22 protein-coding genes are annotated in these 26,425 nt (G+C 63.0%); 18 read left to right on the top strand and 4 right to left on the bottom strand.

Annotated features, from left to right (window positions below; translation table 11 throughout):
• The first annotated feature begins 7 nt into the window (after positions 1-7).
• Genes ACNYC6_RS04395 through ACNYC6_RS04380 form a run of 4 tightly spaced genes read left to right on the top strand, consistent with a single transcriptional unit; the run spans position 8 to position 6,100 of the window.
• The gene (locus tag ACNYC6_RS04395; RefSeq protein WP_419711257.1) at positions 8-1,717 is read left to right on the top strand and encodes an FAD-dependent oxidoreductase; all 1,710 of its coding nucleotides are present in this window, start codon (positions 8-10) and stop codon (positions 1,715-1,717) included.
• A 9-nt stretch (positions 1,718-1,726) separates the two neighbouring features.
• Complete coding sequence (locus ACNYC6_RS04390; RefSeq protein WP_419711256.1) at positions 1,727-3,421, top strand: FAD-binding protein; 1,695 nt, start codon at positions 1,727-1,729, stop codon at positions 3,419-3,421.
• Positions 3,418-4,446 (top strand): 2Fe-2S iron-sulfur cluster-binding protein, encoded by a 1,029-nt coding sequence (locus tag ACNYC6_RS04385; RefSeq protein ID WP_419711255.1) that lies wholly within the window; start codon positions 3,418-3,420, stop codon positions 4,444-4,446. Before ACNYC6_RS04390 ends, ACNYC6_RS04385 begins: the two co-directional genes overlap by 4 nt.
• 22 nt (positions 4,447-4,468) lie before the next feature.
• Positions 4,469-6,100 (top strand): FadD3 family acyl-CoA ligase, encoded by a 1,632-nt coding sequence (locus ACNYC6_RS04380; RefSeq protein ID WP_419711254.1) that lies wholly within the window; start codon positions 4,469-4,471, stop codon positions 6,098-6,100.
• Here the strand turns inward: ACNYC6_RS04380 and ACNYC6_RS04375 are convergent.
• A complete protein-coding gene (locus tag ACNYC6_RS04375; RefSeq protein ID WP_419711253.1) occupies positions 6,097-6,882 on the bottom strand; it encodes an enoyl-CoA hydratase in 786 nt (261 codons plus the stop codon). The genes ACNYC6_RS04380 and ACNYC6_RS04375 overlap by 4 nt on opposite strands.
• A 149-nt stretch (positions 6,883-7,031) precedes the next feature.
• On the opposite strand from ACNYC6_RS04375, the gene ACNYC6_RS04370 reads away from it, so the two are divergent.
• The 10 genes from ACNYC6_RS04370 to ACNYC6_RS04325 all read left to right on the top strand — a co-directional run bounded on the left by ACNYC6_RS04370 (position 7,032) and on the right by ACNYC6_RS04325 (position 18,336).
• Positions 7,032-7,817 carry an SDR family oxidoreductase gene (locus tag ACNYC6_RS04370; RefSeq protein WP_419711252.1) on the top strand — a complete coding sequence of 262 codons (786 nt, stop codon included), beginning with the start codon at positions 7,032-7,034 and terminating at the stop codon, positions 7,815-7,817.
• Between the two features lie 57 nt (positions 7,818-7,874).
• Positions 7,875-8,852 (top strand): bifunctional MaoC family dehydratase N-terminal/OB-fold nucleic acid binding domain-containing protein, encoded by a 978-nt coding sequence (locus ACNYC6_RS04365; protein ID WP_419711251.1) that lies wholly within the window; start codon positions 7,875-7,877, stop codon positions 8,850-8,852.
• An 8-nt stretch (positions 8,853-8,860) separates the two neighbouring features.
• Entirely contained in the window at positions 8,861-9,994 is a 1,134-nt protein-coding gene (locus ACNYC6_RS04360; RefSeq protein WP_419711250.1) for an acyl-CoA dehydrogenase family protein, read from the top strand.
• Positions 9,966-10,385: a MaoC family dehydratase gene (locus tag ACNYC6_RS04355; RefSeq protein ID WP_008062504.1), complete on the top strand. Its 420-nt coding sequence runs from the start codon at positions 9,966-9,968 to the stop codon at positions 10,383-10,385. The genes ACNYC6_RS04360 and ACNYC6_RS04355 overlap by 29 nt, the downstream gene beginning before the upstream one ends.
• Before the next feature lie 19 nt (positions 10,386-10,404).
• Positions 10,405-11,583 carry a lipid-transfer protein gene (locus tag ACNYC6_RS04350; protein WP_419711249.1) on the top strand — a complete coding sequence of 393 codons (1,179 nt, stop codon included), beginning with the start codon at positions 10,405-10,407 and terminating at the stop codon, positions 11,581-11,583.
• A gap of 10 nt (positions 11,584-11,593) precedes the next feature.
• Positions 11,594-12,763, top strand: a complete 1,170-nt coding sequence (locus ACNYC6_RS04345; RefSeq protein WP_419711248.1) for an acyl-CoA dehydrogenase family protein — start codon at positions 11,594-11,596, stop codon at positions 12,761-12,763.
• A gap of 53 nt (positions 12,764-12,816) precedes the next feature.
• Positions 12,817-14,004 (top strand): acyl-CoA dehydrogenase family protein, encoded by a 1,188-nt coding sequence (locus tag ACNYC6_RS04340; protein ID WP_419711247.1) that lies wholly within the window; start codon positions 12,817-12,819, stop codon positions 14,002-14,004.
• A gap of 13 nt (positions 14,005-14,017) precedes the next feature.
• Positions 14,018-15,172, top strand: coding sequence for an acyl-CoA dehydrogenase family protein (locus ACNYC6_RS04335; protein WP_419711246.1), 1,155 nt, complete (start codon positions 14,018-14,020; stop codon positions 15,170-15,172).
• Between the two features lie 4 nt (positions 15,173-15,176).
• Positions 15,177-16,865, top strand: a complete 1,689-nt coding sequence (locus tag ACNYC6_RS04330) for a class I adenylate-forming enzyme family protein (protein ID WP_419711245.1) — start codon at positions 15,177-15,179, stop codon at positions 16,863-16,865.
• 88 nt (positions 16,866-16,953) lie between these two features.
• A complete protein-coding gene (locus ACNYC6_RS04325) occupies positions 16,954-18,336 on the top strand; it encodes a DUF1329 domain-containing protein (protein ID WP_419711244.1) in 1,383 nt (460 codons plus the stop codon).
• A 200-nt stretch (positions 18,337-18,536) separates the two neighbouring features.
• Here ACNYC6_RS04325 and ACNYC6_RS04320 read toward each other — a convergent pair whose 3' ends face one another.
• The 3 genes from ACNYC6_RS04320 to ACNYC6_RS04310 all read right to left on the bottom strand — a co-directional run bounded on the left by ACNYC6_RS04320 (position 18,537) and on the right by ACNYC6_RS04310 (position 22,915).
• Complete coding sequence (locus ACNYC6_RS04320; RefSeq protein WP_419711243.1) at positions 18,537-20,666, bottom strand: FAD-dependent oxidoreductase; 2,130 nt, start codon at positions 20,664-20,666, stop codon at positions 18,537-18,539.
• Between the two features lie 66 nt (positions 20,667-20,732).
• Positions 20,733-21,563: an alpha/beta fold hydrolase gene (locus tag ACNYC6_RS04315; RefSeq protein ID WP_419711242.1), complete on the bottom strand. Its 831-nt coding sequence runs from the start codon at positions 21,561-21,563 to the stop codon at positions 20,733-20,735.
• A 17-nt stretch (positions 21,564-21,580) separates the two neighbouring features.
• Positions 21,581-22,915: a spinster family MFS transporter gene (locus ACNYC6_RS04310; RefSeq protein ID WP_419711241.1), complete on the bottom strand. Its 1,335-nt coding sequence runs from the start codon at positions 22,913-22,915 to the stop codon at positions 21,581-21,583.
• A gap of 228 nt (positions 22,916-23,143) precedes the next feature.
• Here ACNYC6_RS04310 and ACNYC6_RS04305 point away from each other — a divergent pair, with 228 nt between their 5' ends.
• Genes ACNYC6_RS04305 through ACNYC6_RS04290 form a run of 4 tightly spaced genes read left to right on the top strand, consistent with a single transcriptional unit; the run spans position 23,144 to position 26,387 of the window.
• Complete coding sequence (locus ACNYC6_RS04305; protein WP_419711240.1) at positions 23,144-23,878, top strand: SDR family NAD(P)-dependent oxidoreductase; 735 nt, start codon at positions 23,144-23,146, stop codon at positions 23,876-23,878.
• A gap of 14 nt (positions 23,879-23,892) precedes the next feature.
• Entirely contained in the window at positions 23,893-24,666 is a 774-nt protein-coding gene (locus ACNYC6_RS04300) for an SDR family NAD(P)-dependent oxidoreductase (RefSeq protein WP_419711239.1), read from the top strand.
• Positions 24,667-24,671: 5 nt separating this feature from the next.
• Positions 24,672-25,301, top strand: a complete 630-nt coding sequence (locus ACNYC6_RS04295; protein WP_419712910.1) for a nuclear transport factor 2 family protein — start codon at positions 24,672-24,674, stop codon at positions 25,299-25,301.
• Positions 25,302-25,310: 9 nt separating this feature from the next.
• Positions 25,311-26,387 carry an alkene reductase gene (locus tag ACNYC6_RS04290; protein ID WP_419711238.1) on the top strand — a complete coding sequence of 359 codons (1,077 nt, stop codon included), beginning with the start codon at positions 25,311-25,313 and terminating at the stop codon, positions 26,385-26,387.
• Positions 26,388-26,425: the final 38 nt, after the last annotated feature.

Below are 26,425 nucleotides of genomic sequence, written 5' to 3'. Positions count from 1 at the left end.
AAGAACAATGACAGCTAAAGCTCAGCCTGTTTCTCACTATGACGTGATCGTCGTCGGCTCCGGCGCAGGGGCAATGACCTCGGCACTGTTTGCCGCCGACCAGGGTCTGTCGGTATTGGTTGTGGAAAAAAGCGACAAGTTCGGCGGTACGTCGGCGATCTCCGGCGGCGGCATCTGGATTCCCAACAACCATTATTTTGCCGCCAAAGGCGGGCGCGACAGTTTTGACCTGGCCCTGCAATACCTCAAGGCGGCCACCGGTGTGCATGGCGATGAACCGCGTCTGCGCGCCTACCTCAAACACGCGCCGCAGATGATCCAGGCCCTGGAACACACCAGTCACGTGCGCTACGCCGTAGCGCAGAAATACCCTGATTATTACCCGCAACTGCCAGGCTCCCTGGCGGGCGGGCGCACCCTGGACCCGGAGTTGTTCGACACCAGTCTATTGGGGGATGAACTGGTGAACCTGCGTGCGCCTTCACCTTCGACCCTGCTGATGGGGCGTATTGCCTGGACTGCCCGGCATGCACACAAGGCCATGTCCCGCTCGTTCGGCTGGCGCCTGCTGATCCTCGGCCTGATGCTGCGCTACAAGCTGGATTTCAAGTGGCGCCGCAAGAGTCGTCGCGATCGCCGCGCAGCTCTGGGCAGTTCCCTGGTTGCCTCCCTGCGCCGTTCTCTGATGGACCGCAACATTCCTTTGTGGCTCAACACCGACTTCCAGTCGCTGCTGACCGAGGATGGCCGCGTCAGTGGTGTGCAGGTCTGCCGGGAAGGTGAGACGTTGCAACTGCATGCCCGGCGTGGGGTGATCTTCGGCTCTGGCGGCTTCGAGCAAAACCAGGCGCTGCGCGAGCGCTACCTGCCGCAGCCGACCCAGCGGGATTGGAGCGCCACTCCGCCGGGCAATAACACCGGCGCCGCGCTGGAAGCCGGGATTGCGCTGGGGGCGGCAACGGCCCTGATGGACTGGGCCTGGTGGGCCCCGACCATTGCCGTGCCGGGCGAGGAAAAGCCTCGGGGCGTGTTTGCCGAGCGGGCGTTCCCGGGGGCCCTGGTGGTCAACAGCCAGGGTCGGCGTTTCGTCAACGAGGCGGCCCCATACCTGGAGTTTGTCGACGCTATGTACCGCGACAACCAGGACACCGGTGGGCAGTCGATACCGGCCTGGGTGATTTTCGATGGGCACTTTCGCTTCAACTACGCCATGGGGCCTTTGATGCCGGCCCAGGTCATGCCCGACAGCCGCCTGCGCAAGCAATGGCTCAATTCCCTGTACTTCAAGGCGGACAGCCTGTCGGCGCTGGCGGCGCAGATTGGCGTCGACAGTGTGGGGCTGGAGCAGACCGTGACACGCATGAACGAGTTCGCCCGCAGTGGCGTGGATACCGACTTCGGCCGTGGCAGCAACATTTTCGACCGTTACTACGGTGACAGCAATGTGAAGCCCAACCCGTGCCTGGCACCACTGAGCAAGGGACCGTATTACGCCATGCGACTGGATGCTGGCGACATCGGCACCAAGGGCGGGCTGCTGACCAACGAGCACGCCCAGGTCGTCAGTCAGGACGGTGAAGCGATTCCCGGCCTGTATGCCATTGGCAACTGCTCGGCGTCGGTGATGGGCACCAGCTATCCCGGCGCGGGCGGAACCCTCGGGCCAGCCATGACCTTTGGCTACATCGCGGCCAACCACATTGCCGCTCAACGCTGAGGAGCTGCCATGCCTGCCGCTGTGAACTCAACCTGTACCCCGATCCAGCCGGCCTTGCAGGTGGCCGACGCTAACGCCGTACACTGGGATGATCAATGTGACGTGCTGGTCATCGGCTGGGGGGCGGCGGGTGCCTGCGCCGCCCTCGAAGCCCGCGCCAACGGTGCCGATGTGCTGGTGGCCGATCGCTTTACCGGCGGTGGTGCCAGCGCCAAGAGCGGTGGTGTCGTCTACGCCGGCGGTGGTACCCGCCAGCAAACGGCCGCAGGCTTTGCCGACACGCCCGAAGCGATGTTCACCTACCTCCGGCACGAGACCCAGGGTGTGGTAGCTGATGCCACCTTGCGGCGCTTTTGCCAAGACAGCGTGGCCAACCTGGCCTGGCTGGAAGGCCATGGCGTGCCCTATGCCCACAGCATGCCGCCGGGCGGCAAGACTTCGTACCCCTCAGACGGCCACTTTCTCTACTACTCCGGCAACGAGCTGGTGCCTTCGCACCGCGATGAACTGCCACCAGCCCCTCGCGGCCATCGCACCGTGGGTAAGGGCCAGTGCGGCGCGGTGCTGTATTCACACCTCAAGGCTGCCTGCCTGCGCAACGGTGTACGCCCCAAGCTTCAGGCGGCTGCCCGGCGCCTGGTGATTGACCGCAGGGGGCAGGTGTTGGGTGCCGAACTCTGGTGCCTGCCAGCCGGCAGTGCACAGGCGCGGTTGCATGCCAGATGGGCCGCACGGGCCGAGCGCCTGCAGAATTTCGCTCCACGCTACTGCGACAGGTTGCGCCAGCGCGTGTATCAACTGGAGTGTGATTTTGCCCGTCCGCAACTGGTGCGTGCCTGCCGTGGGGTGGTGCTCAGTACCGGCGGGTTCATCTTCAACCGCGAGCTGATCAGCCAGCATGCGCCGAAGTTTCGTCGCAACTTCAAGGTCGGGGCGACCGGCTGCGATGGCAGCGGCCTGCGTCTGGGACTCAGTGCCGGCGCGGTGAGTGATCGATTGCAGCGGGTCTCGGCCTGGCGCTTCATCAACCCGCCGTTGTGCTGGCCCAAGGGTATTGTGGTCAACACCCTCGGTCAGCGTTTCGTCAACGAAGAAGTCTACGGGGCGACGCTGGGCCAACCCCTGTGCGAAGAGCAGGGTGGCAAGGCCTGGCTGGTGCTGGATGCTCGCTTGCGCGGCCAGTCGATCAAGCAGGCGCTGTTCGCCGGTTACTGGTGGTTCCAGAGCCTGCCGGCATTGCTGCTGATGCTGCGCGGGGTGCGCAAGGGCCATAGCATGGAGCAACTGGCCCAGGTCACGGGCATGCGTGCCGATGTGCTGCGCGGCTCCTTGCTTGCCTACAACGCCGCCGCACGGGGTGACGCGGAGGATGCCTTCGGCAAATCCCCTGACAGCCGCCAGGTGCTCGATCAGGGGCCGTTCTACGCCTGCGACATTTCGGTCGGCAATCCCATTTTTCCCTTGGGCGCGCTGACCCTGGGCGGGCTCAAGGTCGATGAAACCAGCGGCGCGGTGGTGGATGACCAGGGGCAGCCGATCCCCGGCCTCTACGCGGCCGGGCGCACCGCCATCGGCATTCCTTCGCACCTTTATGTCAGCGGCCTGTCGCTGGCCGATTGTGTGTTTTCCGGGCGGCGTGCCGGGCGGTCGCTGACGACTGCCGGGACACGCGTCGAAGTCGAACCCAGCGAGCAATTGATATGAGCCTGGACTACCTGACAGTGCGCGTGGCGCGCGTGATTGAAGAGACCGCCGACAGCCGCTCCCTGGAGTTCGAGCTACCAGAGGCGCTGGCGCAACGTTTCCGTTACCGCCCCGGGCAATTCCTGACCCTGCGTGTGCCGCACCAGGGCGGCTGGTTACCGCGCTGCTATTCGCTGTCGAGCACGCCTCTGCTCGACGAGCCGCTGCGCGTCACAATCAAGCGGGTGCGCGACGGGCGCGCCTCGAACTGGCTGTGCGACGCCGTGCAGGCGGGCGACAGCCTGCAGGTGCTGGTGCCGGCCGGGGTCTTTGTACCGCGCCAGCTGGACACTGACCTGCTTTTGTTCGGCGGCGGCAGCGGCGTGACCCCGTTGCTGTCGATCCTGCGTTCGGCGCTGCTGGCCGGTTCCGGGCGGATCCTGCTGATCTACGCCAACCGTGACGAAGCCTCGGTGATCTTTCGCGACTCGCTCAAGGCCCTGGCCAGTGCGCACCCGCAGCGTTTGCAGGTGGTGCACTGGCTCGACTCGGTGCAAGGCATTGTGGCGGTGAGCCAACTGGCGGAACTGGCCCGGCCGTTTGCCCGTGCTGAGGCGTTTATCTGCGGTCCAGGACCGTTCATGGATGCCGCCGTCAGCGCCTTGCAAAGCCTGGATATGCCTGCCGCGCAGATCCATGTCGAACGTTTCGTTTCCCTGCCCGAAGAGGGTGCGGTCACGCCGCCGCCCATCATCGATACCAGCCAGCCGAGCAGCCAGCTTTCGGTGCGCCTGGACGGTGAAGAGTTCGAGGTGCCTTGCGCCGAAGGCGAAACCCTGCTTGATGCCATGCGTCGGGCAGGTCTGAAACCGCCGAGTTCCTGCCTGGTGGGCTCCTGTGCCACGTGCATGTGTACCGTCGAGAGTGGCGAGGTGCAGATGCTGCGCAACGATGCCCTTGATCAACAGGAAATTGACCAGGGCTGGACGCTGGCGTGCCAGTCCCTGGCCCGCAGCGAGCACCTGCGGGTGCTCTTTCCCGAATAACCCGATAGCCGAGTTTGTCACTATGACCCCATGTTCCGCATTACCGGGCACCTTGACTGCCTGGACCCCGTTGCCCTTGTCGATTCCCGCCTTGCTGTTCGCCAGTGCCGAACGCTTTGCTGGCCGGGCGGCCATCGAGCAAGACGGTATAGCCATCGATTATCGTGATTTACCGGTATTGGCGCTCGGTGTGTGCCGCAGCCTGATGGCACTGGGAATCGAGGCGGGCGACCGTGTGGCGATCTGGGCACCGAACTGCTGCGACTGGGTGATCGCAGCCCTGGGTGTGCATTGCGCAGGGGCGGTATTGGTACCGATCAACACCCGTATGAAAGGCGCTGAGGCCGCTGACATCCTGATGCGCAGCCAGGCGCGCGTGCTGTTGATGCAGGGCGAGTTTCTCGGCCTGGACTACCAGGCGATGCTAGCGCCGCTACGCCCGGCCAGCCTGGAGCAACTGGTGGTCATGGGGCCGGCGCAGCCGCAGTCGGCCACCGACCTTGGCTGGCACGGTTTTCTCGCCAAGGGCGAGCCGGTCAGTGAGGTGCAGGCCCGCCAGCGTGCAGTGGCGGTCGGTCCGCGGCACTTGTCGGACTTGCTGTTCACCTCAGGCACCACGGGTAAACCCAAGGGGGTAATGAGCGCCCACGGGCAAACCCTGCGCGCATACAACGAATACGTCAGGGTGATTGGCCTGCAACCCGGTGACCGTTACCTGATCATCAACCCGTTTTTCCATGCCTTTGGCTACAAGGCCGGTTGGCTGACCTGCCTGCTGGCCGGTGCGACCATCCTGCCCCATGCGGTGTTCGATGCCGAAGCGGTGTTCCAGCGCATCGCCGCCGAGCGCATCAGCGTACTGCCGGGGCCACCGACGCTGTACCTGTCGATGCTGGCGCACCCACGCCTGGCCGAGACCGACCTGTCGAGCCTGCGCATTGCCGTGACCGGATCATCGACCATCCCGCCGGTGCTGATCGAACGCATGCGCAAGGAACTGGGAGTCGCCGTGGTGACCACTGCCTACGGCCTGACCGAATGCGGCGGCCTGGCAACCATCTGCAACCCGGATGATCGTGCCGACATCGTCGCCGCCACCAGCGGGCGGGCGATCGAAGGCACCGAAGTGTGCATCCGTTCGGCTGAAAACCAGCCGGTGGCGGCGGGTGAGTCGGGGGAAATCTGCCTGCGCGGTTTCCACGTGATGCAGGGTTACTTCAACGACCCCGAGGCCACGGCGCAGGCCATCGATGCCGACGGCTGGCTGCACACCGGTGATATCGGCAACCTGGATGCCGGGGGTAACCTGCAGATCACCGACCGGCTCAAGGACATGTTCATTGTCGGTGGCTTCAACTGTTACCCGGCAGAGATTGAGGCGGGGCTGATCGAACACTCGGCCGTCGCCCAGGTGGCGGTGATCGGGGTGGCGGATGAGCGCATGGGAGAAGTGGGCTGCGCCTGCGTAGTGTTGCGCCAGGGCCGGGAACTGGATGAGCCATCGCTGATTGCCTGGGCGAGGGAGCGCATGGCCAACTACAAGGTGCCGCGCCAGGTGCGGTTCTTCAAGGCGCTGCCGGTGAACGCCTCGAACAAGGTGGTCAAGAGCGAGTTGCGCGCAGCAGTGGCGGGCCAGGCCCGCTCCTGCCCTTAGCGGCCCTCGAACTGCGCAGGCCTTTTCTCGATAAAGGCCTGCATCCCTTCCTTCTGGTCCCGCGAGGCGAACAGCAAGGCATTGGCTTTGCGCTCCAGCGCAAGGCCGGTCTCCAGCGGAGCATCCATGCCCGCGAGTATGACTTCTTTGATCTGTTCGGCGGCCAGCGGCGGCATGGCGGCAATCAGCTGGGCCAGTTTCAAGGCATGGGCTTGCACCTGATCGTCATCCACCACCTCGCTGACCAGACCGCAGACCCAGGCTTCTTCGGCGGTGATCGGCTGCCCGGTCAGAGCCATGCGCATGGCCTTGGCCTTGCCGACCGCGCGTACCAGACGCTGGGTGCCGCCAATGCCGGGCATGATGCCGATGCGAATCTCCGGTTGGCAGAAGCGCGCGTTGCGTCCGGCCACAATGATGTCAGCGAGCATGGCCAGCTCGCAGCCACCGCCATAGGCGTAGCCGCACACGGCCGCTATCACCGGCTTCGGGCAATGCTGGATGGGCGCCCAGACCCGCTCGGTATGGCGCTGGTAGATATCGATCGGGCCGACTCCGGCCAGGCTGTTGATATCGCCACCGGCGGCGAACACCTTGTCGCCTCCGGTCAACAGGATGCAGCGCACCTCGGGATTGTCTCCCAGTTCGCTGAAGTACTGCGACAGCAGGGCCTGTAGCTCCAGGCTCAGGGCATTGGTGGCGTGCGGTCGGTTAAGCCGCAGCAGGGCGACACCGGGGGTCGGGTACTCCAGCAGTACCGGCGCGGGCAGTGATTCGGACATGGTCAACCTCAGGTCGTGGGCGCCAGCGGGCGGGCGCCGTTTGGCGGATTGTTGCGAGCGCGGCGCGTCGAGTCATCGTCCGTTCAGACGAAGTTGGCGGGCGACTTTGTCCCTAGAGTGATCCTCAACACAAGCATGAGGAACGTGCCATGAGTGGTCACTCGGGGCTGGATTACAACGGCAAGGTGGTATTGGTCACCGGCGGAACCAAGGGTATAGGTGCGGGTATTGCCCGTAGCTTTCTCGCCGCGGGTGCCAGGGTGATCGTATGTGGGCGCAACGCGCCGGAACAATTGCCAAGCGTGGAGGGGGCACGGGCGGACTTCATCGCCGCCGACGTGCGAGACCAGGTTTCGCTGCAAAGCCTGTTCGACAGTATCCGCAGCGACTACGGGCGCCTCGACGTTCTGATCAACAACGCCGGTGGCAGCCCGTCAGCCGACGCCGCGAGCGCCTCGCCGCGGTTTCATGAGGGGATTATCCGTCTCAATCTGATTGCCCCGCTCAACGTCGCCCAGCAAGCCAACCTGATGATGCAAACCCAGGCCGAGGGCGGTTGCATCGTCTTTATCGGCAGCATCAGCGGGTTGCGCGCCTCGCCGGGCACTGCAGCCTATGGCGCGGCCAAGGCCGGGGTGCTGGCGCTGGTGCAATCACTGGCGGCGGAATGGGCGCCCAAGGTGCGGGTTGTGGCAGTGAGCCCTGGCCTGGTGCGTACCGAACTCTCACACGTGCATTACGGCGATGAAGCGGGTATCGCCGCCGTCAGTGCCGGTATCCCGGCAGGACGCATGGCCCTGCCGGAAGACATCGGCAATGCCTGTCTGTACATCGCATCCAGGCTGGCCGGTTACGCCAGTGGATGCAATTTGTTGCTACATGGCGGCGGTGAACGCCCGGCTTATCTCAGCGCAGCGCAGGTCGCGCCGCACTGATCGACCCACGTCGGCGTTGCAGTAACGGGCGCCGCTTTGAACACGCAGGAGACGAACTTGGCTGATCCAGAATTGCTATCCACAGTACGCGCCCTGGTTGGGCGCCAATACGGTCGCGTGAACGCCTGGGACGAAGTTAACGCACCGATGATTCGCCAGTGGTGCGAAGTCATCGGCCTTGAAAATCCGCTGTACACCGACCCCTTGGCGGCAGCCAGCAGCTGCAACGACGGGATTATCGCGCCGCCACCCATGCTGCAGATCTGGTGCATGGAAGGCTTTCACATCAACAACTACGCCCCGGGCTCGACCACCGAGAACCCCTATGAGGTGCTTGGACTGATGGATGCCTACGGCTATCCGTCGGTGGTGGCGGTGAACTCTGAACTGACCTTCGAGCGCAACCTGCGTCTGGGTGAAAAGCTCTACTACACCACGCGCCTGGAGTCCGTCGGCGATGAAAAGACCACGGGCCTTGGCACCGGCTTTTTTGTCACCCTGGTCATGACCTACTTCTCGCAACAGGCCGCTGGCGACGAAAAGGTCGGCGAGCTGTTGTTCCGGGTCTTCAAGTTCCGCCCGGCCAGCGCGCAAAAGGTCGAGACGCAGCCCCAAGCGAGCGTCGAATCGGTGGTGGCCAAGCGGCCGACACCCGGCATGAGCGACGACACGCGGTTTTTCTGGGACGGCTGCAAGCAAGGCCAGTTGTTGATCCAGCGTTGCACCCAGTGCGCCACCTTGCGGCATCCGCCGGCACCGGTGTGTATCGAGTGCCACTCGTTCGATTGGGACACCCTGCAAGCCAGCGGCAAGGGGCGGTTGTATTCCTTTGTGGTGATGCACTACCCGCAAGTGGCGCCATTTGATCATCCCAATCCAATCGGCCTGATCGAGCTGGACGAAGGCGTGCGCCTGATCGCCGGCCTGGTGGGCGTCAAGCGTGAAGACATCAGCATCGGCCAGCGTTTGCAGGTCGAATTCCAGACCTTCGACGACGATCTGGCGTTGCCGATGTTCCGGCCGTTGGCAGAGTAGGGGGCGGTATGGATTTTGAACTCAATGAAGACCAGCGCGCCATTGCCGAAATGGCGGGCAGCCTAATGAACGACTACTGCACCGACGAGCGTCTGCGGGACTGGGATCTGTCGGGGCAAGCCTACATGCATGAATTGTGGTCCGGTTGTGTGGAAACCGGCCTGCATGCCCTGGCCATCCCCGAAGCGGCCGGTGGCAGCGGGCTGGGCATGACCGAGCTGATGCAGATCCTCGATGCCCAAGGTGGCGCTTTGGCGCAAGTGCCGCTGTGGCGTCACCAACTGGCGGCGGCCACCCTGGCCGAATTCGGCGGTGCGCCACTGTCACCCTGGGTTGAACAGGCCGTGACCGCTACGGGGTTGCTGACCCTGAGCCTCGATGGCCTGAGCAACGTGCGCGGCATTGAACTTCAGGCCAGCGCCAAGGCTGACGGCTGGCGTCTGGACGGGCGGGTCGCCGCACTGGCCCTGGCCGAACAATCAGTGGCGGCGCTGGTGCTAGCCCAGGTCATGGGGCAGCCACGGCTGGTGCTGGTTGAACTGGGTCAGGCGGGCATCAGCAGCGTGGCCGGGGTCATGACCCACGGTGAAGCCCTTGCCGACCTGAACTTCGAAGGCGTCGCCCTGGGCAAACATCAGGTGCTGCCCGAGGCTGCGCTGGACTGGCTGGCACCGCGCTCGATTGCCGCCCTGGCGGCGTTGCAACTGGGTGTCAGCGCCGAGCAGGTGCACCGCACCGTGGCTTATGTCAACGAGCGGGAGCAGTTCGACCGCAGCATCGGCAGCTTCCAGGCCGTGCAGATGAGCATGGCCGACACTCATGTGCACCTTGAAGTGCTGCGCAGTGCGCTGTGGCAACTGTGCTACCGCCTGGACGCCGGTCTGCCGGCACCCGCCGAGGCCCTGGCCACGGCGTACCTGGCCTGCGAAGCCGGGCACCGCATCGGGCACACCGCACAGCATGTGCACGGCGGTATCGGCGTCGACCTGACGTACCCGATCCACCGGTTCCTGTATTGGAGCCGGGCGCTGAGCAGTGCATTGGGAGGATCGTCGGTGATCCTGGAACGCCTCGGCGACTGGCTGAGCGATAACGACACCTTGGGATGGAAATATGACCTCGATGAACACCAAGCGCTTTGAAGACGTGCACACCGGCGAGCAACTGCCCGAGCTGACGATTCCGATCACGGTCGGCCTGATTGCCGGCGGTGCGATTGCCACCCGCGACTACTTCCCCGGTCATCATGACCTGGAAGCGGCTCGCGCGCTGGGTTCGTCGCATATCTTCATGAACATTCTGACCACCAACGGCCTGGTGCAACGCTTCATCGAGCAGTGGAGCGGCCCGCAGGTGCAGTTCCGCTCGCTGAAAATCAAGCTGGGCGCGCCGAACTACCCCGGTGACAGCATGATCTTCAGCGGCGAAGTGACCCATCAGGATGCGGCTACACGCACCCTGGAAGTGACCCTCAAGGGCAAAAACTCCATGGGCAATCACGTGACCGGTACGGTCGCGCTGGTTCTGCCCTAATTCGCGGGAGACATCACAAATGACGAATTCGTCGATTTCCGGCCGCGCCGCCATTGTCGGGCTAGGCGCGACCGAGTTTTCCAAGAATTCCGGGCGCACCGAACTGCGCCTGGCCATGGAAGCGACCCTGGCGGCGCTGAAGGACGCGGGCATCGATCCCTCCGAGGTCGAGGGCTTCAGTTCCTACTCGGTAGACAAGGTTCCGGAGTATGAAATAGCTCGCCTGCTGGGCTGCAAGGACGTCAAGTTCTTCTCCCAGGTGCCCCACGGTGGTGGCGCCGCCTGCGGGCCGGTGATGCATGCGGCGATGGCGGTAGCCACCGGCGTGGCCAAGGTGGTGGTGGTCTATCGGGCGATGAACGAACGTTCCTGGTACCGCTTCGGCACGGGCAGTTACGGCTTCGCCTCGACGCCGACTTTCGAGAACGTCAATTACGGCTGGTACATGCCCCACGGCTTCCACACCCCTGCGGCCTGGGTCGGGATGTTTGCCCAGCGCTACATGCACACCTACGGCGCCACCTCCGAAGACTTCGGCCGGGTCGCGGTCGCGGTACGCGATTTCGCCGCCACCAACCCCCAGGCGTTTTTCTACGGCAAGCCGATTACCCTCGAAGAGCACCAGGCTTCGCGCTGGATCTGCGAGCCGCTGCACTTGCTTGACTGCTGCCAGGAGTCCGATGGCGCGGTGGCCATGGTCATCACCTCGGCGGAGCGCGCCCGCGACCTGCCGCAAAAGCCGGTGATCATAAAGGCCGGGGCCCAGGGCATCGCCGCGGGGCAGCAAGTGATGACCTCCTTCTACCGTGACGACATCACCGGCCTGCCGGAGATGGGCGTGGTCGCCAAGGAGCTGTACAGCCAGTCGCGCCTGGGCCCGCAAGACTTGCAGACGGCGGTGATCTATGACCACTTCACGCCTTTCGTGTTGCCTCAACTGGAAGAGTTCGGCCTGGCCAAGCGCGGCGAGGCCAAGGAGTTCATTCGCGCCGGGCACCATGTCCGTGGCGGAAAATTCCCGATCAATACCCATGGCGGGCAGTTGGGCGAGGCCTACATCCACGGCATGAACGGTATCGCCGAAGCGGTGCGACAGGTCCGTGGAACGGCGGTCAACCAGGTGGACAGTGTGGAAAACGTGCTGGTGACCGCCGGAACCGGCGTACCTACCAGCGGCCTGATTCTCGGCGCGGTATAAGGAGCGTCTCATGTTCGTCGATCTCACCCCCGAACAACGTGCTCTGAGGCTCAAGGTCCGGGACTACTTCCAGAACCTGATGACCCCCGAGCTACGCCAGCAAATGCGTGGCACCGAAGGCGGCGAGCTGTTTCGCCGCACCATCGCCCAGATCGGCCGTGATGGCTGGCTGGCCGTCGGCTGGCCCAAGGCTTACGGTGGCCAGGGCTACGCGGCCACCGAGCAGTTGATCTTCTTCGAAGAAGCCAACATTGCCGGCGCGCCGTTGCCGTTCGTGACCATCAGCACTGTCGGCCCGGCCCTGATGGCGCATGGTTCGGCGCTGCAAAAGGAAAAATTCCTGCCCGGCATTGCCGCAGGCGAAATCAACTTTGCCATTGGTTACTCCGAAGCCAGTGCCGGCAGTGACCTGGCAGTCCTCAAGACCACTGCCCGCGAAGATGCCGACGGCTTTGTGATCAATGGCAGTAAACTCTGGACGTCGGGTGCCGACTCGGCCGATTACATCTGGCTGGCGGCGCGCACCGACCCTGAGCAGGCGCGACACAAGGGTATCTCGATCCTGATTCTCGATACCCGCACCGAAGGTTTTTCCAGCACCCTGATTCCGACTTCCGGCAACCCCACGGCGGCCACGTATTACGATAACGTACGGGTGCCGCGGAACATGCTGGTGGGCGAGTTGCACGGCGGCTGGAAACTCATCACCGCGCAACTCAACCACGAACGCCTGGGGCTGGGAGCATGGTCCGACAAAGTCGTCAGCTTGTTCAGCCGGGTTTACTTGTGGGCACGTTGTGCCGATGAGCAGGGCCACCGCGCCACCGACCATGCCTGGGTACGGCGCGACCTGGCCGAGTGTTATGCAAGGCTTGAAGCGATGCGCCTGATCAACTTTCGCATCGCCGCCGACCTTGAGCGTGATCGGGTCGACGTCGCGCTGGCTTCCACGACCAAGGTCTATGGCTCGGAGTCGGCGATCGAGATCCTGCGCAAGTTGTCGGCCATTGTCGGTGCCAGCGGGCTGACCCGGGCAGGTTCTGCGGCAGCTTATCTGCTCGGCGAACTGGAGTATGAAGTGCGGGCGTCGGTCAACTTGACCTTTGGCGGCGGCACCAATGAAATCCAGCGTGAGTTGATCGCCCAGTTTGGCCTGGGGATGCCGCGTACCAGGCGCTGATTCAGACTGTACCCTTGATGCGAATAACAATAACGTCCCTTTCAGGTGAACGAATGAGCGCAATCGAACAATTCAGGCAAGCGACGCGGGACTGGCTGGAGGCCAATTGCCCACCGTCGCTGCGCACCGCCACTCCCGAGGGCGAGATGGTCTGGGGGGGGCGTCATGTAGCCTTTCCCAATGAAGACACCCGCCTCTGGTTCGAGCGTATGCGCGACAAAGGCTGGTTCTGTCCGCAATGGCCCAGCGAATATGGCGGGGGTGGACTGAGCGCCGAATACAACGCCGTACTGGAAAGCGAACTGCGTCGGCTCAAATGTCGACCGGCGCAAATCAATCTGGGAATCTGGATGCTTGGTCCGGTGCTGCTGGAGTTCGGCAGCGAAGCGCAGAAGCAGGCGCTGTTGCCACCCATGTGCCGCGGTGAGGTACGCTGGTGCCAGGGTTTTTCCGAGCCCAATGCCGGTTCCGACCTGGCCAGTTTGAAAACCTCGGCAGTCGCCGATGGCGATGACTTCGTGGTCAATGGCACCAAGATCTGGACCTCCTACGGCGACAAATCCGACTGGATGTACGCCTTGGTGCGCACCGATCCCAAGGCGCCCAAGCACCAGGGTATCAGTCTGATCGTGCTGGACATGAAAAGCCCGGGAGTCAGCGTCTCGCCGATTGACCTGATCAGCGGCAAGTCGGCGTTTTGCCAGGTGTTCTTCGACAATGTGCGGGTCCCGCAGAGCCAGTTGATCGGGCCGCTCAATGGCGGCTGGAGCCTGGGCAAGAGCCTGTTGCAGCACGAGCGCAGGGCGATGTCCAAGTTTGGCGAATTCAGCCTGCCGACACACTTTCATCTACTGCCGTTGATCGAGCGTTACCTGCCAGACGGCCAGTCGCCCGCTGATCAGGCCCTGCGCACCCGCGCCCAGGCCTGTGCAATGGATGAACAGGCCTACAACCTCACCGTGCAACGCATGGGCGAAGAGGCCCGGGCTGGCCTGGACACCAGCGCGATCATGGCGATCATGAAGCTGGTGCATACCGAGCAGGAGCGCGACAAGTTCGAGGTCCTCCTGGACGCCCTCGGCTACCGTGCTTTGGGCCTTGAAGGCGAACCCTTCAGCAGCGAGGAACTGGCCGTCACCCGAGGTTGGCTCAACAGCTTTGCCCTGACCATCTCTGGCGGTTCGTCAGAAGTGCAGTTGAATGTCATCGCCAAGCGGGTCTTGAACCTGCCGAGTGTTTAAGGGGAGTGTGACCATGAGTCTGGTGTATAGCGAAGAGCAACGCCTGTTGGCGGACAGTGCTCGCGAGTTCCTGGCGGCACGAAGCCCGGTAGCGGCGCAGCGACGCCTGCGAGACGAGGCCTGCGAGCCCGGTTACGATCCGCAGTTGTGGCGGGAGACAGTTGGCCTGGGCTGGAGCGCGATACCGTTTCCCGAGGCGCTGGGTGGACTTAATTTTGGATGCATGGGTCTGGGGCCGATTTTCGAGGCCATGGGTAGAAACCTCTCGGCCTCACCGCTGTTGTCCAGTGTGGTGCTCGGTGGCTCGCTGATTCATTTGGCAGGCTCTGCGGCGCAGCAGGATCAGTGGCTGACGGCGTTGATCAGCGGCGAACGGCGCCTGGCCTTGGCCCTGGATGAAAAACCGCGCCATGGGCCTTTGCACACGGCGCTGACGGCGACCGCCGAGTCCGGTGGCTATCGCCTGGACGGCGAGAAGTTCTTCGTGATCGATGGCCTGGGTGCCGACGCCTACCTGGTCGCTGCACGAACTGACGGCCAGGCAGGTGAAGGGCAGGGCATCAGCGTGTTCCTGGTGCCGGCAGACACGCCCGGGCTGCAGGCCAGTGCCCTGTCGTTGATCGACTCGCGCAATTACGCGCAGCTGCGATTCAGTGCAGTGCAACTGGGCAGCGAAACCTTGCTCGGTACCGTGGGGGCAGCGTGGCCAGCCCTGGATGAAGCGCTGGATCGGGGGCGTGCGTGTCTGGCTGCGGAGTTACTTGGCGCCGCCGAGCAGTTGTTCGCCCTGACCCTGGATTACCTCAAGACCCGTGTGCAGTTTGATGCCCTCATCGGCTCGTTCCAGGCCTTGCAGCATCGTGCGGCGCGCTTGCACGTGGAACTGCAACTGGCCCGCAGCGCCGTGATGGCCGCGTTGTCGGCACTCGATAACAGCGCCTTGAGCGCGGCTGAACGTGGGCGCCTGGTGAGCCTGGGCAAATGGAAAGCAGGCGAAGCCGCTGCCCGGATCAGCAATGAAGCGGTGCAGATGCACGGCGGTATTGGTGTCACCGACGAACTGGATGTGGGCCTTTACCTCAAGCGGATTCGCGTGGTCCAGGCGTGTCTGGGCGACGGTGATTTCCAGTGTGCGCGTTACGCCGCTTTCGAGTCTTTGGAGAAGTGAAAACATGAAGCTGGAACAGTGGCGTAACGCCTGGCAGCAGTTGATCGGCCCGGGATCGCCGTATGAGGTGGTGACTTCGCCCAACGGTAGCCTGCGGTCTTTTCGCCATGCACCACCCAACCTGCTCGATGCTATCGATGCAGGTCGCGTGCACGGTGATCGTGAGTTTCTGGTGTGGGATCAGGAGCGGTTGACGTTCGCCGGGTTTTTTGACCAGGTCGATCGGCTGGCCGCACAACTGTCCCAACGTTTTTCAGTGAAACAGGGCGATCGGGTGGCTATCGCCATGCGTAACCAGCCGGCTTGGCTGGTGGCCTTTGTCGCGGTGCAACGGTGCGGTGCGGTATGTGTGCCCCTGAACAGTTGGGGCCTGCGCGACGAGCTGTTCCATGGTCTGCAGGACAGTGGCGCCCAGGTGCTGGTGTGTGACGAACAGCGCCTGCAACTGCTGGCGGACGACATGCTCAACGAGGGGCTGGTCAGCATTGTGGTCGGTGTGCAGGAAGGGCAAACACTAACGCCCAACTGCCAGCGTTTTGAAGCGTTGATCCAGGCCCCGGTGCTGGCGTTGCCGGCCATCGCCATCGACCCCGATGACCCGGCACTGATTCTCTATACCTCCGGTACCACCAGTCGGGCCAAGGGTGTGCTGTCAAGCCACCGCGCTATTTGCCAGGCGCTGACGGCCCTGGAGTTCCAGTCAGCGTTCTGCGCTGTGAGTTCGCCCGAGCGCATCCAGGCGGTGATCGACAGCGGCCTGGCGCCGACCAACCTGATGGCGGTGCCGCTGTTCCATGTCAGCGGCCTGCACGCGCAGTTTCTGCTGGCCCTGCGCAGCGGGCGACGCTTGTTGCTGATGTACAAGTGGGACGTCGACAAGGCCTTTGACCTGATTCGCGACGAGCGCTGCACCCAGTTCAACGGTGCACCGGTGATGATGCAGCAATTGCTCGGCTCGCCACGCTTTGACAGCACCGACAGCGACAGCCTCTACGGTCTGGGCCTGGGGGGGGCGCTGGCGCCGAGCCGGCTGCTGGCGCAGATCAGCAAGCGCAAGCCCAAGGCGATTGGCGGCAGTGGTTACGGCCTGACCGAGAGCAATGGCATCGGAGCGGCGGTGGGTGGCGACCAGTTCGTGTACAAACCCGATTCGGTGGGCTGGCCGCTGCCGATCGTTGATGTGTGCATCGGTCCCGACCCGTGTTCGCCGCTGCCAGCAGGACAAAGCGGCCTGATCTGGCTGCGTTCGCCAACGCTGATGAGCGCCTACTGGCGCTTGCCCGAAGCCAGTGCCCAGACCTTGCAGGACGGCTGGCTGGACACCGGTGACATAGGCCTGCTGGACGACGAGGGCTTCCTTTACATCACCGACCGGGCCAAGGATTTGATCAACCGTGCGGGGGAAAAGATATCCGCCAGTGAAGTGGAGTCCTGTATCTGCGAAATGCCCGGGGTTGTCGAAGCGGCCGCCTTTGCGGTGGCCGATGAGGAATTGGGTGAGCGCCTGGTGCTGGTACTGCGCAGCGAACTTGATCCGGCGCCGACCCAGGAGCAGGTGTGTGCCTTTATCGGCCAGCGCCTTGCCGCCTACAAGGTACCCGCCGAGGTACATGGCTTTCAGGAGGCACTGCCACGTAATGCATCGGGCAAATTGATCAAGGCACAGATCCGTGAATTATTGGTCGGTGCATGACTGATTAGTCTTTCCGGACGATGTTCTCCCCAGCAGATCAGGAACAATGGAGTACCCCAGTAGTCCTGGTCTGCGAAGGAGCCAATCGATGAAAATAACAACAAAAGGCGTGATGTTCGTAGCTGCAGTGGCCGTCAATGTCGGCCTGCAAGGCAACGCACTTGCGCAAGTATCGCCGCAAGAGGCTGCCAAACTCGGCAAGGAACTGACCTGTGTCGGTGCCGAGAAAGCCGGCAACGCCGAAGGCACCATCCCCCCCTACACCGGCAAGTACCTCGGCGAGGTTCCAGGCTGGAATCACGTGAAGTTTTCCGGCAGCCAGCCGGTCGACCCCTACGCTTCCGAAAAGCCGATCCTGGTGATCACCGCGCAGAATATGAGCCAGTACGAAAGTCATTTGACCGAAGGTCAGAAGGCCTTGCTCAAACGCTATCCAACCACCTACAAGATGAACATCTACCCAGGTCATCGTGACTTTCGTTACCCGGACTATGTTTGCGATCGGGCGATGAAAAACGCCTTGAACGCCAAGCTGGTCGACGACGGCATGGGCATCGAAGGGATCGGCCAGATACCGTTCCCAATCCCGAAAAACGGCATGGAACTGCTGTGGAACCACCAGTTGCCGGCGCGTGCCTACACCGAAGAAAAGGTCAGCGACCTGGCGTCAGTCCTGCCAAACGGCAGCATCGGCTGGGGCCGTGCCTATGCGCGAAATCTCTCGCAAGCCAACTCGCCGACACTCGAGCCCAAGACTGAAGGCGCGGTACAGGCCATGAGCTGGAACACCACGCTCAAACCGGCGCGCGACAACGGTGTGGTGAGTATTTCCCAGGAACCCTACAACTTCCTCACCAACCCGCGTCAGGCCTGGAGCTACAGCCCGTCCACCCGACGTGTACGGCAGTTGCCTGGCTACGGTTACGATCAGCCCATGATCGGTACCAACGGCACCATGACTGTTGACGAAGACCGCCTTTACAACGGCTCGCCCGAACGTTTCAACTGGACGCTGGTCGGCAAGCGTGAAATCTACGTGCCGGCCAACGCTTTCAAGCCGAACACCGGTGACATCAAGTACGCCGACATCCTCACCCCCAACCACCCTAACCCCGACTACATGCGTTATGAGCTGCGCCGTGTCTGGGTGCTCGAGGCCAAGTTGAAAGAGGGCTACCGCCATGTCTACGGCAAGCGTGTGTTGTTTATCGACGAAGACACCTGGAACTCGGTGGTTTCGGACAACTACGACAGCCGTGGTGCGCTGTGGAAGCATGCGATGATCAACTACTACTACCACCCGGACATGAGCGCCTGGCAGGCCGGTTCGCAGTTCTTCATGGACCTGAACTCAGGGCAGTACACCGGCTACGCCATGACCAACGAATCAAAGAAGGGGCCGATTCTCAACGAAGCCAAGTTCACCCCGGACATGTACACCGCGGATGCGGCACGAGCGATGGGGCGCTAACGGCGCTGATCATGTGAAGGTAAAAAACCCCAGGTGAAAACCTGGGTTTTTTTTGTCTGGAGCGACCGCCTTGCAGGGCTGTTCCAGTGCCCATTGTGGGAGCGAGCCAGCTCACGAAAAACATCCAGACACCACGACCATTCAGACAGTGCGCGTTATCGTTGACGTCCATCGCGAGCAAGCTCGCTACAGTCGGGTTTTCAGGCTTCTCGTCCGGCGCGGTTGCCGGTTGCGATGGCACCTTCGATGTAACCCACGTTCTGGCAGTCACCAATACTGACGACTTTGAATCCTGCGTTGCCCAGCGCATCACTCAGGGTGGTGTCAGGTGTTGCACCGCTGGCCAACACCACGGAATCACCGCGTACCTCGGCGGCTTCACCTTCAACCGTTTGATAACGGACGCGATTGCCCTCGATGGCGGTCACCGTCACGCCGGTCAGCAGCTGACCGCCATGCAGGCGGATGCCATGCAGCACACGCCAGCGGCGCACGATCGCCAGTTCCCGGCCCAGGTGAGCGGTGCTTTCCAGCACACAGACCTGACGCCCACGGGCGATCAGGAACTCCGCCAGTTCCAGCCCCACCAGCCCACCGCCGATAATGGTCACGCGCTTGCCCAAGGGCATCCACACCCGCGACAACTTTTGCATGGCCTCGGTGCTGTTGGTGACACCGATCAGGTTGCCGGCCTTCATCAAGGTGCGCTGCGTCAGCGATAGCTTGCGTTTGGCGATGTCCTCGGCGCGGTCACCAGTCATCAGGCGGCGCAGTTCATCGCCGCTCCACACGTGATTCTGATCGGCCCCGGGGATGTCCGGTGCCGCGCGTTGAGCACCGGTGGCGACAATCACCTGATCGACGCCCAGGTCACGCAGCAAGGCCGCGTCCACACAAGTCTGCAAATGCACATCAATGGGCAATTGCTGTACCTGGTACAGCAAGTTGTCCAGCAGACGGCCGTTCTCGGGGTAGGCCAGGGCGGCAAAGAACAGTGTGCCACCCAAGCGATCGCTGCGCTCGAACAACGTCACCCGATGTCCACGCAAGGCCGCCACGCGCGCCGCTTCAAGGCCCGCCGGGCCACCACCGATCACCGCCACATGTTGCGCGGTGGCCACCGGGCCGATGATTCGCTCGGCTTCATGCCCGGTTTGTGGATTGACCGCGCATTTGACCCGCTCATTGATAAAGATCTGGCTGACGCACACGTAGCAATAAATGCACGGGCGAATAGCCTGCAGCTGACCGGATACCAGCTTGTTCGGCAGCTGCGGATCGGCCAGCAGTTTGCGACCCATGGCGATGAAATCGCACTGGTCAGCGGCAATGGCCATTTCGCCGGTTTCAGGCTCGATACGTCCGACGGCAATCACTGGAATGCTCACACACTGTTTGATTGCAGCTGTCCATTCGAGAAACGCGCCAGGCTTCTGTACCAGCGGCGCCTCGGTAAACGCCACGCCACTGGTGGTCGCGGCATAGGCTGAGACGCTGACCGCATCGGCGCCAGCGACTTCAGCCAGGCGCGCTACCGCCTTGGCATCATCGAGGGTGATGCCTCCGGGGGTGAGCATCTCTTCGGCATCCAGACGCAGCCAGACGCCAAAGCCTGCACCCACCCGAGCGCGCACGGCGGCCAGCACTTCAAGCAGCAAGCGCGCTCGATTTTCCAGCGACCCCCCATACGCATCGTCACGGCTGTTGTAATACGACGACAGAAAGCCGGCGATGATGTAGTTGTGCGCGGCATGGATCTCCACGCCATCAAAACCGGCGCGCTGCGCCCGTTCAGCGGCGGCGGCAAACCATTCGACCATCTGTGCGATGTCGTCCTGGTCCATCACCCGCATCTCTATCCCGCCTTTGCGGCCGCGCACGGCGCTGACAAACGAGGCAAGCTCCTCGGGAGTCAAGGCTTGCATCATGTCCGAGCTGCTGGCCGGTGGAATCGACGGCACCCACAGTGGGCGGCCCGCGGCCATGTCGCGTATGGCGTTCTTCCCGGCGTGCTGCAGTTGCATGGCGATCTTCGCACCGTGCTTGTGCACGCGCTCGGCCAGGCGGCTCAGGCCGGGAATGAACTCATCGGAGGAAACCCCGACCTGGTACGGTTCGGCGGTACCGGCGGGAAAGGCGATGGCGCACACGCCCATGATCAACAGCCCGGCACCACCCTCTGCACGCGCTTCATAGTAGGCCTGGATACGTTCGCCACAGTGACCATCAGCTTCGGCAAAGTTGGAGCCCATGGGCGCCATGATGATGCGGTTACGCAGTTGGAGGGGACCAATGTTGCCAGGGGTGAGCAAGTGGGGAAATTTTGTCATTGTCATGTCAGCCTAGTGGAGGCCAGTGCGTGCAACAGCGGCAAGGCTGCCGCTGTTGCAGGGGGCTCAGGATTGGCGCAGGAACTCGAGGCAGGAACGGTTGAACAGCTCGCGGTGCTCCACCTGAACCCAATGTCCGCAACGATTGAGCACAATAAAGCGGGCGTCCGGGGCGTTGTCGAGCACTTTCATGGCGCCGCCCACCGGGTTGAAATTGTCGTTGGTGCCCCAGAAGCCAAGGATGGGGACGCGCAGCTCTTCAAGGCGCTCGGTCATGTTTGGCACCATCATGGTCGAGAACAGGCAGTGCGGCTGGTATCGGGCGACCGCGACGCGCTCGGCCAGCAGGCTGTCGGGCAGTTGCGAGGCGTCAAAGAGTTGCAGGCTCATGATCTGGCGCATTTTGTCGATATCGAGCGGGCCTGCATTGAACAGTTCGACCATGCGCTGGATGCCGATCTTGGCGAAGTAGGTTTCGCGCTCCTCGACACCGCCGGGTGCCATCAGGATCAGCTTGTCGAGCAGCTGCGGTTGCGCCAGGCCCAGGCCGATGGCGATGGCGCCGCCCAGTGAATTGCCCAGCAGAGTGCAGCGCTGCACATCGAGGGCGTTGAGCAGGCCGGACACCGCACTGACGAAGAAGTCCAGGTTGTACTGGACGTTGTCGGGTTTGTCCGAACGGCCGAAGCCGGGCAGGTCGATCACCAGGTTGCGAAAGCCAGCGGCGACAAAGTCGGGGTAATTACCCTTGAAGTTGCTGTAGCCACTGGCGCCTGGCCCACTGCCGTGCAACCAGACCACGACAGGTCCGCTGCCTTCATCCAGGTAGTGCAGGCGCAAGCCACTGTCGAGGGTGACGAAATGGCCAATGGGCAGGGGTAGGTCTTGTTCTGACATCTTCAAATCTCCATTCATCAGGCGGTTACTGCAGTTTCAGGGGCGGTCATCGGCGGTGCCGAACGCAATATTTGAGCGCGGTAGCGGGGCAGGGCCAGGCCCAGGAAGATGGTCGACAGCATCAGCATTGCGATCGACGAGGCCAGGGCGTAGCGCAGGGCTTCGGTGCCCAGGGTCGGTGCGAGCAGGTCACTGAGCACCCCGATCAACAGTGGGCCAACGCCAACTCCCAGCAAGGTCATGGCCATGACGAAGATCGACGTGGCCTGGGCCAGGCGCGCAGCGGGGAACAAATGGGTCACGGCGCCCAGGCACGGAGTCGCCCACCAGGTGCCGAAGAAGGCAAAGCCGGCATAGAACAAAAACGCGGTGGGCACCGGGGTACTGCCCAGATGAAACAGGATGCCGGTTGGCCAGAGGAAATACGCAAGCCCAAACGGGATGCTGACGAGGGTGGCGAGCAGCGGCACGCCAATCTGCCAGCCGGCATCGCGGCGGGCCATGCGGTCAGAAATAATGCCGCAGGCCAGGGTGCCGAACGTGGCGCCAGTGCCGCCCACCACACCTACCAGAAATCCCGCGTCCTGCAGGTTCAAGCCGTGAGAGCGGATCAGAAAGCTCGGACTCCAGGTACCTATCGCATACCCGGCAATGGCGCTGGAGGCACCGGTCAGCACCAGCCACAAAAACGATGGGGTTTCCATCAGCCTGGCCATGGTTTTGGCCCACCCATCCTGGATCACTTCGACCTGGGTCCGCGCCTGGCTTGCAACGGCTGGCGCGCGCACCGTGAGGCACAGCAACAGGCCGAGCACGATGCCTGGCACGCCAACGATGACGAACGCCGAGCGCCAGCCGTAGTGCTGAGCGATCCAGCCGCCAAAACCGAGACCGAAAATGGCGCCGAAGCTTGAACCCAGCATGAGGATGGACAGCGCCGTCGAACGGTTTTTGGCCGGATACAGCTGCGAAATCATCGCGACCGAAGGTGCCGTACCACCGGCTTCTCCGATCGCCACGCCGATCCGCGCCAGGACCAGCAGCCAGAAGCTGGTGGCCAGGCCGCAGGCCATGGTCATGAAGCTCCAGGCGATACAGCAGGCGGCAATCACGGGCTTGGGCCCGATGCGGTCGGAGAGCCGTCCCAGCGGGAACCCGAACAGGGTGTAGAACACCGCGAAGGTCACGCCCGAGAGCAGGCCGATGCCGGTGTCTGAAATGCCGAACTCGGCCTTGACCGGTTCGATCAGGATCGCCATCAACAGCCGATCGATGTAGTTGAAGATGTAAATCACGGCCAGCACGAACAGTGCGTAGTGGGTATGCCAGGTGACGCGGATGGAAGAGTTCACAACGGGTGCTCCCGGTTTTGTTCTAGTGAGCAGGAGTGTCGTCCGAATCAAGCCCAGGCGCATCGTCCGTTCAGACCACTCCTTCGTGCGGCGTCGAACAACCGCGGCGGCTTAGTCTTATCGGACGATGTTGCGGTTCTGAACAGGGTTAATGATTCGTCCCGTGCTCGATCATCAGGCCAGGCAGTGCCGGTGATCGGGGTAGCCAAGGCGTGCGGGAGGACAACGATGAAGCTAGCGAACAAAGTGGCCCTGATCACGGGTGCCGGCCAAGGTATGGGACGGGCGATTGCCCAGTGTTTTGCCCAGGCCGGCGCACGGGTGGTGGCGGCCGACATCAACCTGCAAGCAGCCCGGCAGACCATCGAAGGCCTCGGCGATCAGGCGCTGGCCCTGGCTTGCAACGTCGCCGACAGTGCCTCGGTGGCAGCGGCCATGGAAGTCATCGAGGGCCGTTTTGGTGGTCTCGACATCCTGGTCAATAACGCCGGCGTCGGCTCGGTCGACAGCTTTGTCGACACCCCTGACGAACATTGGCAGCGGGTCATTGGCGTCAATCTCACGGGCACCTTTCTATGTAGCCGTGAAGGTGTGCGCCTGATGCAAAAGCATGGCAGCCGCGGCGTCGTCATCAATATTTCCAGCACGGCGGCGATGACCGGCGAAGGCCCAAGCCATTACTGCGCAGCCAAGGCCGGGGTAATGGGGCTGACCCGCAGCATGGCACGGGAGTTGGCGGCCAGCGGTATCCGCGTCAACACCCTGGTACCCGGTCCGACCAACACGCCGATGATGGCTGGCATCCCCGATGACTGGATGCAAAGCATGCTCAAGGCCATTCCCCTGGGGCGTATGGGCGAAGTCGACGAGATTGCCCGTGCGGCGGTGTTTCTGGCCAGCGAAGACGCCAGCTTCATCACTGGTCAGAACCTCGCCGTCAACGGCGGCATGGCCTTCATTTGAACCGGGAGCAGGGTATGAGCGGACGACTGCAAGGCAAGATCGCTTTTATTACCGGTGCCGGTTCCGGGATCGGTGCGGCCACCGCTCGGCGCTTTGCCGAAGAGGGCGCCACGGTGGTGCTCTGCGGGCGTAACGAGGCGCCATTGCAAGCGGTGGCGAGTGCTATTCGCGACACGGGTGGCCAAGCGCACTGGAGTGCCGCCGATGTCAGCGACGAGTGTGCTTTCGTCGGCGCGATTGAAGCGGCGGCGCGCCTTCACGGGCGCCTGGATATCCTCATCAACAACGCCATGGCTTACACCTGGGGCGCCATCGACAGCACCACAACCGCCGATTGGCACGCCAACTTCAGCACCACCGTGGACGGCACCTTCTGGGGCACGCGCACGGCCATGGCGCTGATGAAAGCACAGGGTGGTGGTGCCATTGTCAACATCGCCTCCATCTGCGGATTGTTCGGTACGCCCTGGATGGCCGGCTATTCGGCGGCCAAGGCGGCGGTGATCAACTTCAGTCGCGCGGCCGCCAGTGAAGGGGCCGCCAATAAGATCCGCTGCAATGTGGTGATTCCCGGCGTCATCGAAACCCCGGCAACCGCTGGCATGCTGTCCGACGAAAAGGCTCGTGGTAACACCGAGAAGTTGATACCGCTGCGGCGCATCGGCCAGCCGCAGGAAGTGGCCAACGCGATTTTGTTTCTGGCCAGTGACGAGGCGTCCTACATCACCGGTGCATGTGTGCCGGTGGATGGCGGGCGCAGTTCGGAACTCTACACGGTGTTGGAGTGATGAGCATGGAGCCCGACACCTTGCTGGCGCGTATCGATCGGCTTGAGTCGATTGAAGAAATACGTCAACTGGCGGCCAAGTACTCGCTGTCACTGGACATGCGCGACCTCGATGCTCACGTCAACCTGTTTGCCGAAGACATTCGCGTGGGGCGCGAAAAGATCGGCCGTGCGCACCTCAAAGCGTGGGTCGATGCCACGTTGCGGGATCAGTTCAGCGGCACTTCGCATCACCTGGGCCAGCACATCATTGAACTGCTCGATGCCGATAACGCCGTGGGCGTGGTGTATTCCAAGAATGAACATGAGACGGGCCCTGAGTGGGTCACCATGCAAATGCTCTATTGGGATGACTACCAGCGCATCGATGGCCGTTGGTATTTTCGCCGCCGGCTGCCGTGCTACTGGTACGCCAGCGACCTCAACAAGCCGCCCATCGGTGAGCGAAAAATGCGCTGGCCGGGTCGTGAGCCCTATGCCGGCACCTTCCATGACCTGTTCCCGTCCTGGGCCGAGTTCTGGGCCAGGCGCCCGGACAAGGATCAACTGCCAGACGTCGCTCCGGCTGCGCCCCTGGAACACTTTCTAGCCACCCTGCGACGCGGTGCTGCGGCACCTAAAATTCGTGTGCGCTGAGGATCTGCGATGAGCATTTTGTTTGAACCCCTGCGCCTGGGCGAGCTGGAGCTGAGCAACCGTATCGTCATGGCGCCAATGACCCGCAGCCGCGCCAGCGTGCACGCGGTGCCGACAGCGGAAATGGTCGACTACTACCGCCAGCGCGCCAGTGCCGGGTTGATCATTGCCGAAGGCACGGCGCCGTCGGCCGATGGTCTGGGTTATTGCCGCACGCCGGCCATCTATGACAACGCACAGATCGAGGGATGGCGCCAGGTGACCCGCGCGGTGAACGACGCCGGTGGGCGGATGGTGCTGCAGTTGATGCATGTGGGCCGCGTCGCCTGCTGGCAAAACAAACCGATCGGGGCGCGGACCGTCGCGCCTTCGGCCATCCGCGCACGCACGCAGCTATTCAGTGACGGGGTGTTCAGTGACGGCGCCGGCCTGGTCGATACCGATGAGCCCGAGGCACTGAGCCTGGAAGCAATTGCTGTGGTGATCGAGCAATACCGGCGCGCCGCCTTGAATGCCCGCGAAGCGGGCTTCGAGGGGGTCGAGCTGCATTGCACCAGCGGCTACCTGCCCATGCAATTCATGGCGTCGAGCAGCAACCGGCGCAGTGATGGTTATGGCGGCACGGTCGAGAACCGTGTGCGCTTTGCGGCCAAGGTGCTGGCAGCCATGGCCAGCGCCATCGGACCTGGACGCGTGGGACTTCGGATGTGCCCGGGCAACCCGTACAACGACATCAGCGACGTTGACCCGGCCGGCACGGCGCAAGCCCTGTGCCGCCAGATCGAACCGCTCGGCCTGGCCTATCTGCACATCATGCGCTCGCCACTGGAGCAGCTGGATGCCTTTGACCTGATCCGTCGGCATAGCACCAGCGCGCTGATTCTCAACGACGGATTCGACGGCCCTTCAGCCGCCGCTGCACTTGAAGGCGGGCAGGGCGCCGCCGTGTCGTTCGCCCGGCATTTTATCGGCAACCCGGACCTGGTCGAGCGCTTGCGCGCCGGCCTGCCACTGGCTGGTTTCGACCGCAAGACCCTTTATACCCAAGGCGCGCGAGGCTATTCGGACTATCCGGATCGAGCCTGAGGCGAGTGCTTGAACAACAGGATTTATCGGAGGTAGGG

The sequence above is a fragment of the Pseudomonas sp. NFX224 genome (assembly GCF_048565165.1).
In the GTDB taxonomy this organism is placed as follows: domain Bacteria; phylum Pseudomonadota; class Gammaproteobacteria; order Pseudomonadales; family Pseudomonadaceae; genus Aquipseudomonas.
The sequence above is the reverse complement of the archived record's forward strand: the minus strand, read 5'-3'. Positions and strand labels throughout refer to the sequence as shown.

What these genes read in the sequence shown, in the direction of transcription:
- ACNYC6_RS04395 (WP_419711257.1), top strand. Translation starts at nt 8, where the DNA reads ATGACAGCTAAAGCTCAGCCTGTTTCTCACTATGACGTGATCGTCGTC.
- ACNYC6_RS04390 (WP_419711256.1), top strand. Translation starts at nt 1,727, where the DNA reads ATGCCTGCCGCTGTGAACTCAACCTGTACCCCGATCCAGCCGGCCTTG.
- ACNYC6_RS04385 (WP_419711255.1), top strand. Translation starts at nt 3,418, where the DNA reads ATGAGCCTGGACTACCTGACAGTGCGCGTGGCGCGCGTGATTGAAGAG.
- ACNYC6_RS04380 (WP_419711254.1), top strand. Translation starts at nt 4,469, where the DNA reads ATGACCCCATGTTCCGCATTACCGGGCACCTTGACTGCCTGGACCCCG.
- ACNYC6_RS04375 (WP_419711253.1), bottom strand. Translation starts at nt 6,882, where the DNA reads ATGTCCGAATCACTGCCCGCGCCGGTACTGCTGGAGTACCCGACCCCC.
- ACNYC6_RS04370 (WP_419711252.1), top strand. Translation starts at nt 7,032, where the DNA reads ATGAGTGGTCACTCGGGGCTGGATTACAACGGCAAGGTGGTATTGGTC.
- ACNYC6_RS04360 (WP_419711250.1), top strand. Translation starts at nt 8,861, where the DNA reads ATGGATTTTGAACTCAATGAAGACCAGCGCGCCATTGCCGAAATGGCG.
- ACNYC6_RS04355 (WP_008062504.1), top strand. Translation starts at nt 9,966, where the DNA reads ATGACCTCGATGAACACCAAGCGCTTTGAAGACGTGCACACCGGCGAG.
- ACNYC6_RS04350 (WP_419711249.1), top strand. Translation starts at nt 10,405, where the DNA reads ATGACGAATTCGTCGATTTCCGGCCGCGCCGCCATTGTCGGGCTAGGC.
- ACNYC6_RS04345 (WP_419711248.1), top strand. Translation starts at nt 11,594, where the DNA reads ATGTTCGTCGATCTCACCCCCGAACAACGTGCTCTGAGGCTCAAGGTC.
- ACNYC6_RS04340 (WP_419711247.1), top strand. Translation starts at nt 12,817, where the DNA reads ATGAGCGCAATCGAACAATTCAGGCAAGCGACGCGGGACTGGCTGGAG.
- ACNYC6_RS04335 (WP_419711246.1), top strand. Translation starts at nt 14,018, where the DNA reads ATGAGTCTGGTGTATAGCGAAGAGCAACGCCTGTTGGCGGACAGTGCT.
- ACNYC6_RS04330 (WP_419711245.1), top strand. Translation starts at nt 15,177, where the DNA reads ATGAAGCTGGAACAGTGGCGTAACGCCTGGCAGCAGTTGATCGGCCCG.
- ACNYC6_RS04325 (WP_419711244.1), top strand. Translation starts at nt 16,954, where the DNA reads ATGAAAATAACAACAAAAGGCGTGATGTTCGTAGCTGCAGTGGCCGTC.
- ACNYC6_RS04320 (WP_419711243.1), bottom strand. Translation starts at nt 20,666, where the DNA reads ATGACAAAATTTCCCCACTTGCTCACCCCTGGCAACATTGGTCCCCTC.
- ACNYC6_RS04315 (WP_419711242.1), bottom strand. Translation starts at nt 21,563, where the DNA reads ATGTCAGAACAAGACCTACCCCTGCCCATTGGCCATTTCGTCACCCTC.
- ACNYC6_RS04305 (WP_419711240.1), top strand. Translation starts at nt 23,144, where the DNA reads ATGAAGCTAGCGAACAAAGTGGCCCTGATCACGGGTGCCGGCCAAGGT.
- ACNYC6_RS04300 (WP_419711239.1), top strand. Translation starts at nt 23,893, where the DNA reads ATGAGCGGACGACTGCAAGGCAAGATCGCTTTTATTACCGGTGCCGGT.
- ACNYC6_RS04295 (WP_419712910.1), top strand. Translation starts at nt 24,672, where the DNA reads ATGGAGCCCGACACCTTGCTGGCGCGTATCGATCGGCTTGAGTCGATT.
- ACNYC6_RS04290 (WP_419711238.1), top strand. Translation starts at nt 25,311, where the DNA reads ATGAGCATTTTGTTTGAACCCCTGCGCCTGGGCGAGCTGGAGCTGAGC.